A 16346-nucleotide genomic window follows, 5' to 3' on the forward strand; every position below is an offset into this window, starting at 1 on the left:
GGTTGTTTCCCTCTCCACGACGGACGTTAGCACCCGCCGTGTGACTCCCGGATAGTACTCTCAGGTATTCGGAGTTTGGTTGGGTTTGGTAAGACGGTAAGTCCCCCTAGCCCATCCAGTGCTCTACCCCCTGAGGTATTCGTCCGAGGCGATACCTAAATATCTTTCGCGGAGAACCAGCTATTTCCCAGTTTGATTGGCCTTTCACCCCTAACCACAAGTCATCGGAGCCTTTTTCAACAGGCACCCGTTCGGTCCTCCAGTGAGTGTTACCTCACCTTCAACCTGCTCATGGCTAGATCACTAGGTTTCGGGTCTAATCCAACGAACTTGACGCCCTATTCAGACTCGCTTTCGCTGCGCCTACACCTACCGGCTTAAGCTTGCTCGTTAAATTAAGTCGCTGGCCCATAATACAAAAGGTACGACGTCACCCAGAACGTATCTTGGGCTCCGTCTGTTTGTAGGTGTCCGATTTCAGGAACTATTTCACTCCCCTCGTCGGGGTGCTTTTCACCTTTCCCTCACGGTACTGGTTCACTATCGGTCGCTGAGGAGTACTTAGGCTTGGAGGGTGGTCCCCCCATGTTCAGACAGGATTTCACGTGTCCCGCCTTACTCGAGCATCAATGGTTGAATTACTTGTACGGGGCTATCACCCTCTAAGGCTCTGCTTTCCTGACAGATTCCAATTGTCTTCCAATGATGACTGGCCTGGTCCGCGTTCGCTCGCCACTACTAGCGGAGTCTCGGTTGATGTCCTTTCCTCCAGGTACTTAGATGTTTCAGTTCCCTGGGTTCGCTTGAAACCTCCTATGTATTCAGAGATCTCATACCTTCTCTTGATAACCGGAAATCCAAACCCTCACGTCTCTTTCGAAACGCAAGGCCTTGGAGTTCCGGCTATCGAAGGTGGGTTTCCCCATTCGGAAATCCACGGATCAAAGCTTCTTCGCAGCTCCCCATGGCTTATCGCAGCGTAGCACGTCCTTCATCGCCTCTCAGCGCCAAGGCATCCGTCGAACACCCTTAAGGCACTTGATTGCTCTCATTATCAATGTCCACACACTCGGCAGAATGTTGCTCGCGACACATCCCGAAGGACGCCGTTCGCGAACGGACACTGATTAGAAAGACCAGTTATTGCTTCGTAAGATCGACCCGATGACGATGCGGTCAAGCGTCGTCAACAAGAAGCGTTTTACAACCCGGTCGTTTTGCAACAACCAAGCGCCGAAAACGCTCCGGAGATACGCGATCAAGCCCCGCAGATTGCTCCGCAAGACCCGAACCCGGATCGATCTCCTCTTCACGATGTCAGAAAACCCGCCAGGCTGCGCATTGCGCAAAGCCGGCGAATACAAGTTGCGGACGATGAGCCACCGTCGCTGTCCGAATGACAGCAACGAGGCGCGAGCCGAGATCTAACGTCGATCGACCATCTGGTGGAGCCAGACGGGATCGAACCGACGACCTCATGCTTGCAAAGCACGCGCTCTCCCAGCTGAGCTATGGCCCCGTAACCAGAAGACGAATGCAGCGCTCGACAAAATGGTGGGCCTGGGAAGACTTGAACTTCCGACCTCACGCTTATCAAGCGCGCGCTCTAACCAACTGAGCTACAAGCCCTCAGCACGTGAGGCAGCTTGCGGCACGCAGCACCGGCACCATCGATCAACAACGATGCCGACAAGCCGAATGCGCGCGCCACCCCAGGCGCGTGTTCGTCCGCGAAGAAAGAGAAACGAAGACGGCGAAATCCCGCCAATGAGGCTCGTATGACTTAGAGCCTCTGATGTTTCTAAAACAGGTCGATAACAGCAAGCTGTTGAAGACCCATCCTTAGAAAGGAGGTGATCCAGCCGCAGGTTCCCCTACGGCTACCTTGTTACGACTTCACCCCAGTCGCTGACCCTACCGTGGCCGGCTGCCCCCATTGCTGGTTAGCGCACCGTCTTCAGGTAAAGCCAACTCCCATGGTGTGACGGGCGGTGTGTACAAGGCCCGGGAACGTATTCACCGTGGCATGCTGATCCACGATTACTAGCGATTCCAACTTCATGGGCTCGAGTTGCAGAGCCCAATCCGAACTGAGACGGCTTTTTGAGATTTGCGAAGGGTCGCCCCTTAGCTTCCCATTGTCACCGCCATTGTAGCACGTGTGTAGCCCAGCCCGTAAGGGCCATGAGGACTTGACGTCATCCCCACCTTCCTCGCGGCTTATCACCGGCAGTCTCCTTAGAGTGCTCAACTAAATGGTAGCAACTAAGGACGGGGGTTGCGCTCGTTGCGGGACTTAACCCAACATCTCACGACACGAGCTGACGACAGCCATGCAGCACCTGTGCTCCAGGCTCCGAAGAGAAGGTCGCGTCTCTGCGACCGGTCCTGGACATGTCAAGGGCTGGTAAGGTTCTGCGCGTTGCGTCGAATTAAACCACATGCTCCACCGCTTGTGCGGGCCCCCGTCAATTCCTTTGAGTTTTAATCTTGCGACCGTACTCCCCAGGCGGAATGCTTAAAGCGTTAGCTGCGCCACTAGTGAGTAAACCCACTAACGGCTGGCATTCATCGTTTACGGCGTGGACTACCAGGGTATCTAATCCTGTTTGCTCCCCACGCTTTCGTGCCTCAGCGTCAGTAATGGCCCAGTGAGCCGCCTTCGCCACTGGTGTTCTTGCGAATATCTACGAATTTCACCTCTACACTCGCAGTTCCACTCACCTCTGCCATACTCAAGACTTCCAGTATCAAAGGCAGTTCTGGAGTTGAGCTCCAGGCTTTCACCTCTGACTTAGAAACCCGCCTACGCACCCTTTACGCCCAGTGATTCCGAGCAACGCTAGCCCCCTTCGTATTACCGCGGCTGCTGGCACGAAGTTAGCCGGGGCTTATTCTTGCGGTACCGTCATTATCTTCCCGCACAAAAGAGCTTTACAACCCTAGGGCCTTCATCACTCACGCGGCATGGCTGGATCAGGGTTTCCCCCATTGTCCAATATTCCCCACTGCTGCCTCCCGTAGGAGTTTGGGCCGTGTCTCAGTCCCAATGTGGCTGATCATCCTCTCAGACCAGCTACTGATCGTCGCCTTGGTGAGCCATTACCTCACCAACTAGCTAATCAGACGCGGGCCGATCTTTCGGCGATAAATCTTTCCCCGTAAGGGCTTATCCGGTATTAGCACAAGTTTCCCTGTGTTGTTCCGAACCAAAAGGTACGTTCCCACGCGTTACTCACCCGTCTGCCACTGACGTATTGCTACGCCCGTTCGACTTGCATGTGTTAAGCCTGCCGCCAGCGTTCGCTCTGAGCCAGGATCAAACTCTCAAGTTGGACTTGAACTTTGAACCGGCTGATCACAACGTTTGACGAGGTCCCACCATCACCAACAATCCGAAGATCGCCGGTTCGTCGCAGCGCTTCACAGCGCTCGCGAACATGGTGTTTCCTTGAAAACGTGTACCGCCGAAGTCTTTCGTCCGATCTCAACGCTCGAAAGCCGAAGCCTTCTTACAATCGAGACCCGCAAGGACTTCGCCGTCCACGTTTCTCTTTCTTCATCTTCACTTGTCAAACAGCCCGAGATCCGAAGATCTCAACGAAGCCCGAGGTCACGGAGACCATCAAAACTTCAACTCCTACACTTAAGAGGAGCCTGGAAACCCGGCCCGACGGCGATTGGCAACCGACAACTATCGGCTGCTGATGCACTCATCGAACTCGATGGATGTTCCAGAGGCACGAAAGCTCGCTGGGGCCCGAAGGGCTCAGCGGCGCCGCGCTCAGTGGCCGTCTTATAGGCCGGCCCCCTCGGAGCTGTCAACGGCCTCGTCAGAAAAATGTCGTGCAGCTTGGGATGATTCAATTTCTGTAGTTTTCCCAATGCTTTCTCGGGCCGTACGCCGCACTCAGGCCACATTCGGAGGGCGTTCTCCCCAACCAGATCGGAAAATTTCTGTTCGGCTCTCGGGTCGGCGGACGGGTCTTCTGGCCTCGGCCCTGTCTCCTTCGGATGAAGGCGACCGTTTCGGAGCCCGCAGAACAGCGGCAGTTGCCGCTTTCGATTGACGCAAATTGGCAGCGCCAGCACTTTGGCTGTCCATGACCTGCGTCGGGCCTGTGACTGTTGGCGTACGCCGTCGGAGGCGGACAAGCCGGCGGCAATCAGGTAGAAGGCTCCGGTCCGCGGGCGCGGAACGGGGACGTTTGATCGGCCGATGGCCTGATCGTTCAGACTAGCCGACCGGCCGCGAGCGCGGCCGATTGCGAAATCGGGGGACGACGGATTGAGCCAAAGGGTGTCACGCGGGCGCAGCACCGGGCGCGAGGTCGGCTATATCGACCTTGGTCACGAGCCGCCGCTTTCCGTCGACGGCTCCGAGGCCGCGGTCATCGACCGCCGACGCGTATCGGTGCAATGGTTCAGCGGCACGATCCTCACCGGTCTCTGTGGTGCCGCACTGATCGGCGGCGCGGTATTCGCCTCGCTCGACGGTGAGACCACCTTCGCCAAAGCTCCCGAACTGGTTCAGGCCGCACTGCGCGGCGCGTTCGGCGCCGACAAGAACGCCGCCCTGCACAAGAGCGACCGGCTGCCGCCTCCCAGTGAGGCCGCGCTCGCCCGCAGCGTGATCCGGGTCTCCACCGTGTCGCGCGTCGGCCAACGCGACGTCGTCCGCGTCCGTCCCTTCGTCAAGATTTCCGGCAACCTGTCGCTGACTACCAGCGACCTGTCCGCCAAGATCCCGGCGTTCAATGCCCAGCGCATGCTGAGCGACGTCGGCGGCCCCACACAGACCGCCGAAGACGCACAGAATCCGGATGCGGTTGAACCCGACGCCGAAGTCTCGTTCGTCACTCGCGATCTCGGCACCGTGCTGCCGCGCGCCAAGATCGCCGGCCAGATCCCGCCCGATGAAATCCTGATGCGCGTGCGCGATGCCGCACACTGGAAGGGCAACAGCGGCGTTCGCTACGCCAGCGCCGCCGGTGATTTCGGCGGCGACGTGAAGCTGGCTTACGCACCCGAAGGTCCGTCCGCCGATCCATATGCCGGCTTCGAAACCCGGATCGTGCCGGAAAACGTGACGCTGCTGCCGAAGACCAAAGAGCAGGTCACCGGCGGCAACCCGACCGGCGAACGGACCCACATCGTCAAGAAGGGCGACAGCGTCGTCTCGGTGCTGCGCGACCAGGGTGCCGCCGAAGAAGATGCTCGTGCGGTCGCCGCTGCGCTCGGCGCGCGCGGCCGCGACGGCGGCCTGAAGGAAGGCCAGAAACTACGCATCCTGATGGAATCGTCAGGCCCCGGCAAAGCGCCCCAACCGTTCCGCGTGATCGTCGCTAACGACTCCGCGGTCGAGGCGGTCGCAGCGCTCTCAGATCTCGGCCGCTACGTCGCCGTCGACGTGCAGAGCCTCAACACCGTCAGCGAAACCGCCGACAACAGCGACGAGGACGAGGACGACGGCACCGGCGTCCGGCTGTATCAGTCGATCTACGAGACCGCGCTCCGCAACAAGGTGCCGCAGTCGGTGATCGACGACATGATCCGGATCTACTCCTACGACGTCGACTTCCAGCGCAAAGTCCAGGCCGGCGACTCGTTCGAAGTGTTCTACGCCGGCGACGACGAAACCACCGCCACCGTCGAAAAGAACGACGTGCTGTTCGCCTCCCTCACCGTCGGCGGCGAAACCAAGAAATACTATCGCTTCCAGACCCCGGACGACGCTGCGGTCGATTTCTACGACGAGACCGGCAAGAGCGCGAAGAAGTTCCTGGTCCGCAAGCCGGTCAATCAGGCGATCATGCGCTCCGGCTTCGGCGCTCGCCGCCACCCGATCCTCGGCTACGTGAAGATGCACACCGGCGTCGACTGGTCGACGCCCTACGGCACGCCGATCTTCGCGTCGGGCAACGGCGTGGTCGAGAAGGCCGGCTGGGAAGGCGGCTACGGCAAGTACATCCGCATCAAGCACGCCAACGGCTACGAGACCGCTTACGGCCATATGTCGGCATTCGCCAAGGGCATGGAGCCCGGCAAGCGCGTTCGCCAGGGCCAGGTGATCGGCTTCGTCGGCTCGACCGGCCTGTCGACCGGCGCGCACGTCCACTACGAGATCATCGTCAACGGCCGCTTCGTCGATCCGATGCGCGTGCGTCTGCCGCGCGGCCGCTCGCTCGAAGGCCCGCTGCTCGCGGGCTTCGAGAAGGAGCGCGACCGGCTCGACGGAATGATGACCGGCCGCGGTGGCGGACGTCTGGCGGAAGATCTCACCGCCTCGGCCCCGGTGCGGACGTCGTCCAACGCGCAGGCGCGGCGCTAAGCGCTCTCTCCTCGGAACTCTCTGATCGTCGCGCCGCATTCCGTAGTGAGGAATCTGCTGCAGCGCGGCTTCGATTCTATTTGCCAACCTCCGAGCCCCGCCGAATACTCTCGCCATAACAACGAGAAGATCTCGGAGGGAATGCAAATGAAGGGCAAACTTGCGCTGGGCGCGAGTGCGTTGACGATCGGCCTGCTGACGCTATCTGGCGCACATGCCGACAGCTATCAGGTCACCAAGCTGGTCCCGGGCTCGGCGTTTCACGGCGTGCACGGCCTCGCGGTCGACAAGGCCGGCAAGCTGTTCGCCGGCAGCGTCGCCGGCGCAGCGCTGTATGAAGTCGATCGCACCGCAGGTACCGCAAAGATCGCGGTGCCGACGCCGGAAGGCATGGCCGACGACATCGCGATCGCGCCGGACGGCACGATGGCGTGGACCGCCTTCCTCACCGGCGATCTCTATGCGCGCAAGGGCGACGGCCCGATCAAGAAGCTGGCGTCCGGCCTGCCGGGCATCAACTCGCTCGCCTTCCGCAAGGATGGACGGCTGTACGCCACCCAGGTGTTTCTCGGCGATGCGCTGTACGAGATCGACGTCGAGGGCGCCAAGCCGCCACGCAAGATCATGGAGAAGATGGGCGGGCTGAACGGCTTCGAATTCGGCCCGGACGACAAGCTGTACGGCCCGCTGTGGTTCAAGGGCCAGATCGTCAAGGTCGATGTCGACAAGGGCGAACTCAGCGTCGTCGCCGACGGCTTCAAGGTGCCGGCAGCGGCGAATTTCGACTCCAAGGGCAATCTGTGGGCTCTCGATACGGCGCTCGGCCAGCTCGTCAAGATCGATCCGAAGACCGGCGCCAAGCAGGTCGCGGCGCAGCTCAAGCCGGCGCTCGACAATCTCGCGATCGATGCGAGCGACCGTATCTTCGTCTCCAACATGGCCGACAACGGCATCCAGGAAGTCGATCCGGCGACCGGCGCGGCCAAGCAGGTGATCATCGGCAAGCTGGCGTTTCCCGGCGGCATCGGCGTCGTTTCCGACGGCGGCAAGGACACCATCTACATCGCCGACGTCTTCGCCTATCGCACCGTCGATGGCGCCAACGGCGAGGTACGCGAAGTGGCACGGATGCACGCCGACGGAACCACGCTCGAATATCCGATGAGCGCCACCGCCAAGGGCGACGAGGTGATCCTGTCGAGCTGGTTCACCGGCACGGTGCAGACGATCGACCGCAAGACCGGCCAGAGCCGCGAGATGCTGCACGGCTTCAAGGCGCCTTACGACGCGATCCGGCTCGGCGACGGCAAGCTGCTGGTCGCCGAACTCGGCACCAAGTCGCTGGTCGAAGTCTCGGGCGAGCACGGCAAGGACCGCAAGGCGATCGCCACCGATCTTGCAGGTCCGGTCGGACTGGTCCTCGGCAAAGATAACGCGGTGTATGTCAGCGAAGCGTTCGCCGGCCAGATTAGCAAGATCGATCCGGCGACCGGCGCCAAGACGGTCGTCGCCAAAGACCTGAAGATGCCCGAGGGCATCGCGCTCGCGCCGTCCGGCAAACTGATCGTCGCCGAAGTCGGCGCCAAGCGCGTGGTCGAGGTCGATCCGGCCAGCGGCAGCGTGACGGAAATCGCTGGCAATCTGCCGATCGGCCTCGTCGGCGCACCCGGCCTGCCGCCGACCAACATGCCGACCGGCGTCGGTGTCGGCGCTGGCGGCACGATCTACGTGTCGTCCGATATCGAGAATGCGATCTACAAGATCGAGAAGAAGTAGCTGCGACTCAACGCCCTGAACGGCTTCCCCCGACGCTGCGCTGCGCACTGCCTTGCGGCGGTGCGCAGCGGCTCAAAGCTCTCTCCCGTCATCGCCCGGCTCCGACCGGGCGATCCCGTATTCCAGACCGCTGGTGTCTTGAGCCGCAGTGCCGCAACATCAACGCTCTGAAATACTGGGTCGCCCGCCTGCGCGGGCGATGACGAAGCGTTTGTGTCATCGATCACGATTCGCGCTACGGCATGAGCATGCCGCAGCGCGTCCGGGACACGGGATGTCAGTTCAGCATCCGCTTCGGCGGACGGCCGGTGAACGGCTCGACCTCGGCGGTGTGCGGCGGCTTGCCGTTGAAGGTCAGCACGCCGCCTTCCGCCGAGATCGCGACGTGGTCGCCATCCTTGACGGAGCCTTCCAGGATCATCTCGGCGAGCGGGTCCTGGACGCTGCGCTGGATCACCCGCTTCAGCGGACGGGCGCCGTAAGCCGGATCCCAGCCCTTCTCGGCGAGCCAGTCGCGGGCCGCAGCATCGAGATCGAGCACGATCTTGCGGTCCTCGAGCAGCTTGGTGAGCCGCGCGAACTGGATGTCGACGATCCGCCCCATCTCGCTCTTCTGCAAGCGGTGGAACAGGATGATCTCGTCGACGCGGTTGAGGAATTCGGGGCGGAAGTGCGCCCGCACCATCCCCATCACCTGCTCGCGCACCGCACCGGTGTCCTCGCCCTCCGCCTGGGCGACCAGATACTCGGAGCCGAGGTTCGAGGTCATCACGATCAGCGTGTTGCGGAAGTCCACGGTGCGGCCCTGACCGTCGGTCAGGCGGCCGTCATCGAGCACCTGCAGCAGCACGTTGAACACGTCCGGATGCGCCTTTTCGATCTCGTCGAACAGGATCACCTGGTAGGGCCGGCGCCGCACCGCTTCGGTCAGCACACCGCCTTCGTCGTAGCCGACATAGCCGGGAGGAGCGCCGATCAGCCGGGCCACGGAGTGCTTCTCCATGAACTCCGACATGTCGATGCGGACCATCGCAGTCTCGTCGTCGAACAGATACTCCGCTAGAGCTTTCGTCAGCTCGGTCTTGCCGACACCGGTGGGGCCCAAGAACATGAACGAGCCCATCGGCCGGTTCGGGTCCTGCAGGCCGGCGCGAGCACGGCGGACCGCGGTCGAGACCGCATGCACGGCTTCGAACTGCCCGACCACGCGCTGGCCGAGTTGCTCTTCCATCCGCAGCAGCTTTTCCTTCTCGCCTTCGAGCATCTTGTCGACCGGCACGCCGGTCCAGCGCGATACCACCTGGGCGATGTGGTTGGCGGTGACCGCCTCCTCCACCATCGCACCCGAGTTCTCGTTGGCTTCGATCTCGGCGATCTTCTTCTCAAGCTCCGGAATCCGGCCGTAGGCGAGCTCGCCCGCGCGCTGATACTCGCCGCGGCGCTGCGCGTTGGCGAGTTCGATACGGAGCTGATCGAGTTCGCTCTTCAGCTTCTGGGCATCCGACAGCTTGTTCTTCTCGGCACTCCAGCGCTGGGTCAGCGCCGCCGACTTCTCTTCGAGATCGGCAAGTTCCTTCTCCAGCGTCACTAGGCGCGCCTTCGAGCCCGGATCGGTTTCCTTCTTCAACGCCTCCTGCTCGATCTTCAGCCGCACGATCTCGCGGTCCATCGAGTCGAGTTCTTCGGGCTTGGAGTCGACCTGCATCTTCAGCCGCGCCGCGGCCTCGTCCATCAGGTCGATCGCCTTGTCGGGGAGGAAGCGGTCGGTGATGTAGCGGTTGGACAGCGTGACGGCCGCCACCAGCGCCGAGTCGGCGATGCGCACGCCGTGGTGCTGCTCGTATTTGTCCTTCAGGCCGCGCAGGATCGAGACGGTGTCCTCGACCGTCGGCTCGGACACGAACACCGGCTGGAAGCGCCGCGCCAGTGCGGCGTCCTTCTCGACGTGCTTGCGATATTCATCGAGCGTGGTCGCGCCGATGCAGTGCAGCTCGCCACGGGCAAGCGCGGGCTTGAGCAGATTCGACGCGTCCATCGCGCCGTCCGCCTTGCCGGCGCCGACCAGGGTGTGCATCTCGTCGATGAACAGGATGATGCCGCCCTCGGCCGCGGTGACCTCGTTGAGCACGGCCTTCAGCCGCTCTTCGAACTCGCCGCGATACTTCGCACCCGCAATCAGCGCGCCCATGTCGAGCGCCAGCAGCTTCTTGTCCTTCAGGCTCTCGGGCACGTCGCCGTTGAGAATGCGCAGCGCCAAGCCTTCGACGATCGCGGTCTTACCGACGCCGGGTTCGCCGATCAGCACCGGGTTATTCTTGGTGCGCCGCGACAGAACCTGGATGGTGCGGCGAATTTCCTCGTCGCGGCCGATCACCGGGTCGAGCTTGCCGTCGCGTGCCGCCTGGGTGAGGTCGCGGGCGTATTTCTTCAGCGCGTCATAGGCGTTCTCGGCCGTCGCCGAATCCGCGGTACGGCCCTTGCGCAGGGCGTTGATGGCGGCATTGAGGTTCTGCGGGGTGACGCCGCCCTTGGTGAGCAGCTGACCGGCCTCGCTGTCCTTATCGAGCGACAGCGCGAGAAGCAGCCGCTCGACGGTGACGAAGCTGTCGCCCGCCTTTTCGGCCGCCTTCTCGGCAGCGTCGAACGCCCGGGCGGTCGCCGGGGCCAGATAGACTTGGCCGGCGCCCGAGCCGGACACCTTCGGCATCTTGCCGAGCGCCTCTTCGGTCGCCTTCAGGATTGCACGCGAATTGCCGCCGGCACGGTCGATCAGACCACCCGCGAGCCCTTCGGAATCGTCGAGCAGAACTTTCAGAATGTGCAGCGGCGAGAACTGCTGATGGCCCTCGCGCATCGCCAGCGATTGCGCCGACTGGATGAAGCCGCGCACACGTTCGGTATATTTTTCAACGTTCATTGTTTTCGGTCCCTCAGCCTGCCCCCGGCGCCTTCAAAAAGCACGCGCGACGGCATCTTCATTGGGGTTCCGCCGGCCGCGCTGACATTCCTCAGCCGGGGGCGGTCGTCACCGTGCGGACCGCATCGGCTTGACGCAAATGTGGGCATCTGTTCCGGCAAACGGAAGGCCCCGGCTCACATTTTCGTGGGCTGCCGAAGCGGCGGCGATCCCTTAAACACCCGCCATGACAGACCTTGCGCTCGCCTCCGTCACCTCGATCTACCGCTATCCGGTCAAGGGCTTGTCGCCCGAGCCATTACCCACCGTAGCTCTGAACGCCGGCCAGACCTTGCCCGGCGACCGGGCGTTCGCGATCGAAAACGGGCCGATCGGATTCGACCCGGCCAATCCCCGCTATTTCCCCAAAATCAGGTTTCTGATGCTGATGCGCAACGAGCGGCTCGCCGCCCTGCGCAGCCGTTATGACGCCGCGACCGGCGAGCTCAGCATCTCCCGCGACGGGGCCGAAGTGGCCCGCGGCGATCTCGGCAGCGAGGCCGGGCGGGCTGCGCTCGAAGAGTTCTTCGCCGGCTATTGCGCCGACGAACTGCGCGGGCCGCCGAAGCTGCTGGCCGGCCAGGGCCACAGCTTTTCGGACGTCGCCCGCAAGGTGGTGTCGATCATCAACATGTCCAGCGTCGGGGCGCTGGAAGCCATGATCGGCCGCCCGGTCGATCCGCTGCGCTTCCGCGCCAACCTCTATGTCCAGGGCTGGCCGGCCTGGCACGAATTCGACCTGATGGACCAGACGCTGCTGATCGGCAGCGCCAAGCTCAAGGTGGTCAAACGCATCGTCCGCTGCGCCGCCACCAACGTCGACCCGCAAACCGCCGCCCGCGACATGGCGATCCCCGAGACGTTGCAGAAGAACCTCGGCCACGCCGATTGCGGGGTGTATGCCGAAGTGATCGAAGCCGGCGACATCGCGCAAGGTGATGCGGTGCAGGTCGAGCAGGCGGCGCTGTTCGCGTAAGAACTCCAGCGCCGAGCGTCAGCAACTCAGCGGCATCGCCTCTCTCAGATCGTCGTCGCCGGGCTCGACCCGGCGATCCATCTTCTTCGAAAGAGACGCGCTTCGCGCGTGATGGATGCGCGGGCCTTCGCCAAGCCGAAGCGGCTACGGCCGTGCAGGAGGGTCAAGCCCGCGCATGACGATCGCGTGCGGGAAAACGCCTCGCCTCAGCTCGACGGCATCACGTAGGCGTAGATCCGGCTCTTGGAGTACACCGACTCGGCGACGCGGCGGCCGTGATTGCCGGAGACGACGATCGGGTTGCCGTTCGCATCGATGCCGCTGACGACGCCGACGTGGCCGCCGCGCTTGCCGCGCGACATCACCGCGATAGCGCCGACCTGCGGACCGGAGATCCGCTGGCCGTAGCGTGCGAACGAGCTCGCCATGTCCGAGCCGGTGCCCTGATGGCCGGTTCGCTCCAGCACCATGTTCATGAACCGCGCACACCACAGCGCACGACGGCCGGTCGGATTGCCGCTCCCGATGTAGGCGCGCGCGGCTTCCACCAGGCTCGACCCCGCACCGCCGCCGTTCCACGACTGCGATTGGAAATCCTGCTGCTGGGCGGCGAGGCGCTGACGACGGCCGGTGCGCTTCTGCGTCGCGGGCTGCAGCTGCGGCTGCGCCATCGCGGCCGAGACATCCATGGCCGGATCGTTAGCGGGGAAACCGAAAGTCGACGGCGCCTCCGCCTGCTGCTGCGCGATGCGGCCGTGACGGCGCCAGGCGTGCGAGCGGCGATGATGGTGCGCGTGACGAGACGCGGAGAGGTGCGAATAGCTGGACGCGTGAGCGTGATGACGATGCAGCGGCTTGGCCGATGCGGGGGCGGTGATCGCCGCAAGCACCACGAATGACAGCGCGGCAGCGACGAAGCGGAACAATCCAAACGCAGAAAACACAACCATACAGACTCTCTCTCCGGAACTCCTCGAGACGCGCCAACCCGCACGGGCCGACATCGGGGTCGACGCGTTAATCGATTAGGGATGGCGAGAGGATGGCTTTGAGAAAGCGAGAGTCAGATTTTAGGGGAAATTTCGAGGAAATTTCATGATACGCAACATTTTTACACGTAATACGTGCATCTAACTGATCACCGCACGTATTAACGACCTATTAACTAGGACTAAGGTGCTACGTAGTCGGCGGCCTGCAGCGGCGGTTTTTTCTGCGCGCGGCTGAGCAAAAACACCCCCTGCTCACCGAACATATTCCAGAACCACCACGGCGCGTTCAGCCGCAGCGGCCGACCGTAGCGGTCAAGCGCCACCGCGCGCTCCATCTTGACGCCGATCTCGTCGCATAGTCCGACGAAGTCTTTGATCGTACAGAAGTGAATATTCGGCGTGTCGTACCAGGTCGCCGGCAGATTGTCGGTCCGCGGCATCTGACCGTGGATCAGCAGCTGTAGCCGCATGTTGATGTAACCGAAATTCGGAAACGACACGATCGCGCGCCGCCCGATCCGCAGCAGATTCTCCAGCACCTCTTTCGGCTGCCGCGTCGCCTGCAGCGTCTGCGACAGGATCACGTAGTCGAACGCATCGTCGACGTAGTGATCGAGGTCGGTGTCGGCGTCGCCCTGCACCACCGCAAGACCGCGCGCGACGCAGCGGTTGACGCCCTCTCGCGACAGCTCGATGCCGCGGCAATCGACGCCGCGGGATTCGAGGAGCTGCATCAGGTCGCCTTCGCCGCAGCCGACGTCGAGCACCTTCGAGCCGGTCTCGACCATGTCGGCGACCAACAGGTGGTCGGCGCGATGCACGCGCAGTTGCGGACGCGCGTGAGCCTCCAGCGGCAAGCCTTCCTGCACCGACATGATCAGTGCTCCGCCTTGCCGAGGCCGCGCGCAGTGCCCGCCGATTGCAGGAAGGCGCGCGCGATATCGATGAATTCCGGCTCGTCGAGCAGGAACGCGTCGTGCCCCTTATCAGTCACGATCTCGGCGAACGAGACCCGTGCGCCGCCGGCGTTGAGTGCATGCACGATGGCGCGCGACTCCGATGTCGGAAACAGCCAGTCCGAGGTGAACGACACCACGCAGAACCGCGTCTGCGTGCCGCGGAACGCGGCAGCCAGTACGCCGTCGTGGTCGGCGGCGATATCGAAGTAATCCATGGCGCGGGTCAGATACAGATACGAATTGGCGTCGAACCGTTCGACGAACGACGAGCCCTGATAGCGCAAGTAACTCTCGACCTGGAAGTCGGCGTCGAACGAGAACGTCGGCAGCTCGCGGTCCTGCATCTTGCGGCCGAACTTGCGATGCAGCGCCGCATCCGACAGGTAAGTGATGTGTGCAGCCATCCGCGCCACCGCGAGGCCGCGATGCGGGAAGCAGCCGTGCTCGAAGTAACGGCCGTGCTGCCAGTCCGGATCGGCCATCACCGCCTGGCGGCCGAGCTCGTGGAAGGCGATGTTCTGGGCCGAATGCCGGGTCGCGCAGGCGATCGCCAGCGCCGAGAACACCCGCTCGGGGAACGCCACCGACCATTGCAGCACCTGCATGCCGCCCATCGAGCCGCCGACGACACAGAACAGTTTGTCGATGCCGAGCCGGTCGATCAGCATCGCCTGGGCGCGGACCATGTCGGGAATGGTGATGACCGGAAAATCGAGTCCCCAGGCCTTACCAGTGGCGGGGTTGATGGAGGCGGGGCCGGTGGAGCCCATGCAGCCGCCAATCACGTTCGAGCAGATTACGAAATAGCGGTCGGTATCGATCGGCTTGCCGGGGCCGACCAGGGTCAGCCAGCCGCCGGGCTTGCCGGTAATCGGATGCACGTTGGCGATGTGCTGGTCCATGGTCAGGGCGTGGCAGACCAGGATGGCATTGCTCTTGTCGGCGTTCAGCGTCCCGTAGGTCTGGTAGGCGATCTGGAACGGGCTCAGCTCGATGCCGCAATCCAGCGGCAGCGGCTGATCTGCCCCGAACTGCGCGACCAGCGAATGCGGGTGATCGACCTCCTGGGTCCTCTCGCCGGCGGCTATTTTCTGCCCCTTTACCGAATGGATATTCATCATACGCCTGCCAACGGCCTCGACATCCCGGGATGCCCCGGTTCGACCTCAGATAAGAACGGCAGGGCGAACAAAAAACCCGGCCTGAACATTGGTTCGGCCGGGATCGGAACTGTCCCCGGCCTGTTTAGCGAGTTGTTTAACGTGGCTGCAAGCCGGCCGGCTCAAATGACCACGAGTTCTGGTCCGGACGATAGTTGCAAAGCCGAAGTCCGTCAACATGACGGCCGGGCAGCTTGGCCCGGAAAGGGTCAATGTTTCCTTTGCCTTCGCTGCCCCTGTTTCTTAAGCAGAAGGGCGCACCGCGGCACCGCCGCGCCTGCCGAGATCCCGTTTCTGCCCGAGGTTCTGAAGCAATGACCAAGCCGCCCTCGCCGCCGTCGCTCACCGAGCTGCGCCAGGAGATCGACAGCATCGACGAGCAGGTGCACCAACTGTTGATGCAGCGCGGCGACATCATCGACCGGCTGATCGCCGTGAAGCAGACCCAGGAAGTCGGCTCAGCGTTCCGCCCGGCGCGCGAGGCCGACATGATGCGGCGCCTGGTGCAACGGCATCACGGCATCCTGCCGCTCGACACCGTCGAGAGCATCTGGCGGGTGATCATCGCCACTTTTACCTATGTGCAGGCGCCGTTCTCGGTGCACGCCGACCAGTCGCTCGGCGAGTCGGCGATGCGGGACTCCGCCCGCTTCCATTTTGGCTTCACGGTGCCTTACGTCGCGCACTTCTCCGCCTCCGCGGCGGTCGAAGCGGTCGCCCGCTCCAAGGGAGACTTGGCGCTGGTGTCGGCGACCTCGGGCAATAATCCGTGGTGGCTGGCGCTGGAAGCCGAGGGCACGCCGAAGATCATCGCCCGGCTGCCGTTCATCGAGCGCGCCGACCACCCCGCCGCCCTGCCGGTGTTCGTGGTGTCGCGGGTTGCCGACAGCGCCATGGTCACCGAGGTCGAGACCTGGAGCATCCGGGTGTCGGGCTGGAGCGCCGATACCGCCCGGGCGCTGTCGCCGCTGGCCGACGTCGTGGCGGTGCCGGATACCGCTTTTGACGGCGCCGCCCTGCTGGTGTCGATCCCGGCGCCCGGCGGCCTCGATCAGATCAAGGCTGCCCTGATCGCAGCGGGGGCCTCCCTCCGTTCGTCGGCCCTCGTCGGCAGCCACGCAAGGCGCTATACGGTGCCCCCGAGCGGCAAGTCCGCGTAATTACCGGCTCTCAGCCGCCCGACGATTTTTCCGGAG

At 62.9% G+C, this 16346-nt stretch carries 8 protein-coding genes, 2 tRNA genes, 2 rRNA genes and 1 riboswitch (1 of these 13 running past the window's edge); of the genes, 4 read left to right on the forward strand and 8 right to left on the reverse strand.

Annotated features, from left to right (window positions below; translation table 11 throughout):
* From HZF03_RS22215 to HZF03_RS22230, 4 genes are all read right to left on the reverse strand, one after another.
* Positions 1 to 1044: ribosomal RNA gene (locus tag HZF03_RS22215) — 23S ribosomal RNA — on the reverse strand; it reaches 1773 nt to the left of the window's first position.
* 399 nt (positions 1045 to 1443) lie between these two features.
* Positions 1444 to 1519 (reverse strand) — tRNA-Ala (locus HZF03_RS22220).
* Positions 1520 to 1552: 33 nt separating this feature from the next.
* Positions 1553 to 1629, reverse strand: a tRNA-Ile gene (locus HZF03_RS22225).
* A gap of 217 nt (positions 1630 to 1846) precedes the next feature.
* Positions 1847 to 3335: ribosomal RNA gene (locus tag HZF03_RS22230) — 16S ribosomal RNA — on the reverse strand.
* The 16S and 23S rRNA genes sit together here with 2 tRNA genes alongside, the layout of an rRNA operon.
* A gap of 965 nt (positions 3336 to 4300) precedes the next feature.
* Here HZF03_RS22230 and HZF03_RS22235 point away from each other — a divergent pair.
* The gene (locus HZF03_RS22235; RefSeq protein ID WP_011159965.1) at positions 4301 to 6331 is read left to right on the forward strand and encodes a M23 family metallopeptidase; all 2031 of its coding nucleotides are present in this window, start codon (positions 4301 to 4303) and stop codon (positions 6329 to 6331) included.
* Positions 6332 to 6478: 147 nt separating this feature from the next.
* The gene (locus HZF03_RS22240; RefSeq protein WP_119018159.1) at positions 6479 to 8107 is read left to right on the forward strand and encodes a hypothetical protein; all 1629 of its coding nucleotides are present in this window, start codon (positions 6479 to 6481) and stop codon (positions 8105 to 8107) included.
* Between the two features lie 277 nt (positions 8108 to 8384).
* Here HZF03_RS22240 and clpB read toward each other — a convergent pair whose 3' ends face one another.
* On the reverse strand, positions 8385 to 11024 hold the full coding sequence (gene clpB / locus HZF03_RS22245) for an ATP-dependent chaperone ClpB (RefSeq protein ID WP_119018158.1): 2640 nt from the start codon (positions 11022 to 11024) through the stop codon (positions 8385 to 8387).
* 226 nt (positions 11025 to 11250) lie between these two features.
* Here clpB and HZF03_RS22250 point away from each other — a divergent pair, with 226 nt between their 5' ends.
* Complete coding sequence (locus HZF03_RS22250; protein WP_104512829.1) at positions 11251 to 12039, forward strand: MOSC domain-containing protein; 789 nt, start codon at positions 11251 to 11253, stop codon at positions 12037 to 12039.
* 206 nt (positions 12040 to 12245) lie between these two features.
* Here HZF03_RS22250 and HZF03_RS22255 read toward each other — a convergent pair whose 3' ends face one another.
* From HZF03_RS22255 to metX, 3 genes are all read right to left on the reverse strand, one after another.
* Positions 12246 to 12989 (reverse strand): NlpC/P60 family protein, encoded by a 744-nt coding sequence (locus tag HZF03_RS22255; RefSeq protein WP_119018157.1) that lies wholly within the window; start codon positions 12987 to 12989, stop codon positions 12246 to 12248.
* Positions 12990 to 13210: 221 nt separating this feature from the next.
* Complete coding sequence (gene metW, locus HZF03_RS22260) at positions 13211 to 13906, reverse strand: methionine biosynthesis protein MetW (protein WP_012497627.1); 696 nt, start codon at positions 13904 to 13906, stop codon at positions 13211 to 13213.
* Between the two features lie 2 nt (positions 13907 to 13908).
* Positions 13909 to 15111, reverse strand: coding sequence for a homoserine O-acetyltransferase MetX (metX, locus tag HZF03_RS22265; protein ID WP_041810086.1), 1203 nt, complete (start codon positions 15109 to 15111; stop codon positions 13909 to 13911).
* Positions 15112 to 15214: 103 nt separating this feature from the next.
* Positions 15215 to 15294: riboswitch (SAM riboswitch) on the reverse strand.
* Positions 15295 to 15464: 170 nt separating this feature from the next.
* Here metX and HZF03_RS22270 point away from each other — a divergent pair.
* Positions 15465 to 16310 carry a chorismate mutase gene (locus tag HZF03_RS22270; protein WP_119018156.1) on the forward strand — a complete coding sequence of 282 codons (846 nt, stop codon included), beginning with the start codon at positions 15465 to 15467 and terminating at the stop codon, positions 16308 to 16310.
* Positions 16311 to 16346: the final 36 nt, after the last annotated feature.

Source organism: Rhodopseudomonas palustris (genome assembly GCF_013415845.1).
In the GTDB taxonomy this organism is placed as follows: Bacteria; Pseudomonadota; Alphaproteobacteria; order Rhizobiales; family Xanthobacteraceae; genus Rhodopseudomonas; species Rhodopseudomonas palustris_F.